This is a genomic window from Pseudomonas sp. FH1 (assembly GCF_000510895.2).
Taxonomy (GTDB): domain Bacteria; phylum Pseudomonadota; class Gammaproteobacteria; order Pseudomonadales; family Pseudomonadaceae; genus Aquipseudomonas; species Aquipseudomonas azotoformans_A.
The window spans coordinates 1-2,551 of the sequence record NZ_AOHM01000105.1; the positions used below are offsets into that span (position 1 = coordinate 1).

Annotated in this window: 4 protein-coding genes; 3 read left to right on the forward strand and 1 reads right to left on the reverse strand. The window is 50.1% G+C overall.

The window, feature by feature from the left end:
- The coding region (locus H096_RS24790; protein ID WP_241495543.1) for a heavy metal-associated domain-containing protein at positions 1-193 on the forward strand (193 nt) is incomplete at its 5' end.
- Positions 194-223: 30 nt separating this feature from the next.
- Here H096_RS24790 and flgB read toward each other — a convergent pair.
- Positions 224-637, reverse strand: coding sequence for a flagellar basal body rod protein FlgB (flgB, locus tag H096_RS33595; protein ID WP_082461819.1), 414 nt, complete (start codon positions 635-637; stop codon positions 224-226).
- A gap of 386 nt (positions 638-1,023) precedes the next feature.
- Here flgB and H096_RS24795 point away from each other — a divergent pair, with 386 nt between their 5' ends.
- Complete coding sequence (locus H096_RS24795) at positions 1,024-1,230, forward strand: co-regulatory protein PtrA N-terminal domain-containing protein (RefSeq protein WP_010565102.1); 207 nt, start codon at positions 1,024-1,026, stop codon at positions 1,228-1,230.
- Positions 1,231-1,408: 178 nt separating this feature from the next.
- Positions 1,409-2,551: copper resistance system multicopper oxidase (locus H096_RS24800; RefSeq protein ID WP_033901975.1), on the forward strand; the 1,143-nt coding region annotated here is incomplete at its 3' end.

A 2,551-nucleotide genomic window follows, 5' to 3' on the forward strand; every position in this document is an offset into this window, starting at 1 on the left:
CTTAAACGTATCAGGCATTGGTTGCGGTAGCTGCGTCAGCAAAATCACCAAAGCGATCCAGTCACTGGACAGCGAGGCTACGGTTTCCGTAGATCGCGCTGCCGGTAAAGTGAGCGTCGAAAGTAGCGAAAACCCAGAGCAGGTCCGTAAAACTGTCGAAGCACTCGGGTTCCCTTCCCAAATCAGCGCCTGAGGCGCTGATTCCCTCGCTGGGTAAAGTTTATTATTCACCTCGCAGAGCTTTAAGTAGCCCCTTAAATGCTCCATTTAATCTAGTAAAGGCGGTTTCGAAATGAATTTCATTTTCCGTATACTTTGCGACCTCGACCTGTCGATCCACAGTATTTTGATCAATGGAAGGTTGGTTCGGCGTACTGTAAAGCAAAGCACCGCTGTGAATATCACTTGCTAATTCGTTTACGGCAATATGTTTCGGGTTTGTTGTTTTTAAAGAGAACGGAGTAGCCAAACCTCCCGTTGTTTGGCTAGCCAGTACAGCAGAAAAGTCCAAGTCTCTGGCCTTAAAGTTAGGAGTGTCGGCATTAGCAATGTTATTGCTAAGTACCTCAGCTCGTTGGCTGCGAAAAAGTAATGCTCTTTCTGCGGAGCCAAGCGCTTTTTCAAAATTAATACTCACCGGTGGCCACCTTTAGTTACGCCGCCATTTAATTCCCACCTATCGAACACTCAAGTTCTTAACGTAGTGCGTCCGAGCCGATGTATGATTTCAGCGAAAACTCAAAAAACGCCACGCCATCGTGCAGTGACCGGAAACTTACAACACCGCACAGGTAAATTTTAGATGGTGGATGGAGGTTATGTGTCGTTGGATAGCTTAGACCTTACGGACTAATCACTCTGTATCTCAAGAGAAATATCGCAACCTGACACAACTGTAATATTGGCCTAAGCTTCCTGACAGGGGATGAGTCTTATAGTCCTATTGAGCCTCAAGCTCACCCCCAAAGAGTCAACGACTGATGTGGATTCAGGGGTTACCAATAATCATCCGAGGCCCCCCAAATGAACCCTATCAAAACCTTGTTCGTCATCGCGGCTCTGACCGTCTCTTCTTTGGCTATGGCTGAAGGCGGTGGTGACCGGACTTTCGCACGCATGGAAGTGGCCAGGAATAATTCGATGGAATCGTACCGAGTAGCTCAAACGCAAAATGCCCAACCTCCCGTCGCTGAAAGCAAAGCCAAGGCGATGGATCACAAGAATTGCTAAATAGCTGGGCCCTCCAAGCTGACAGAAATGTAATCACTGCGGTGGTTTAAATGTGGCAATTTCTGAACTCGCTTGCCGTAAGAGTTTGTCTTTTGTGACGGCGGGCAAAGCTGATCCGGGCAACTCATGATCGGTTGTTTCGCACGGCTTCCCTTTTGACTGATTGGAAATAAACGGCATGCATTCCAAAACCTCTAGACGGACATTCGTAAAAGGCTTGGCCGCTGGTGGCATTCTCGGCGGCTTTGGCCTTTGGCGCACTCCTGTATGGGCGGTGACAAGTCCAGGTCTGCCGAGCGTACTCACTGGCAATGAATTTGATCTGTTTATTGGTGAAACCCCTGTAAACATTACCGGCTCACCGCGAACAGCCATGACCATCAATGGATCATTGCCAGGGCCTTTGCTGCGTTGGCGCGAAGGAGAGACAGTCACCCTGCGTGTAAAAAACCGCTTGGACCAAGACACCTCAATCCATTGGCACGGGATCATTCTGCCGGCCAATATGGACGGTGTACCTGGCTTGAGTTTCCATGGCATCGCACCCGACGGCATGTACGAGTACAAGTTCAAGGTTCATCAGAATGGTACGTACTGGTACCACAGCCACTCGGGCTTACAGGAGCAGGCAGGGGTTTACGGGCCAATCGTTATCGACTCGAAAGAGCCTGAACCTTTTCAATACAACCGCGACTATGTGGTGATGTTGACTGACTGGACCGATGAAGATCCTAGTCGCGTCATGGCCAAGCTTAAGAAACAGTCGGGCTACTACAACCACCATAAACGCACCGTTGGTGATTTTATCGACGATGTCAGTAAGCAAGGTTGGTCAGCAACAGTAGCTGACAGGAAGATGTGGGCTGAAATGAACATGAGCCCAACCGACCTTGGAGACGTCAGCGCAGATACTTACACCTATCTCATGAATGGCCAGGCGCCAAACGGTAACTGGACCGGTATTTTCAAGCCGGGTGAGAAGCTACGACTACGCTTTATCAACGGCTCGGCGATGAGCTATTTCGACGTCCGCATTCCTGGTTTGAAAATGACCGTTGTGGCCGCCGACGGCCAACACGTCAACCCAGTGAGCGTTGACGAATTCCGCATCGCCGTAGCTGAAACGTATGACGTGATCGTAGAGCCTGCCAGTGAAGAGGCTTACACCATCTTCGCCCAGTCTATGGATCGGACGGGTTATGCACGCGGAACCCTCGCTCTTCGTGAAGGGCTAGTTGCTCAGGTACCTGCTATAGATCCACGTCCAATCGTCACTATGGATGACATGGGGATGGGCGGTATGGCTGGTATGGACCATGGC

What these genes read in the sequence shown, in the direction of transcription:
- H096_RS24795 (WP_010565102.1), top strand. Translation starts at nt 1,024, where the DNA reads ATGAACCCTATCAAAACCTTGTTCGTCATCGCGGCTCTGACCGTCTCT.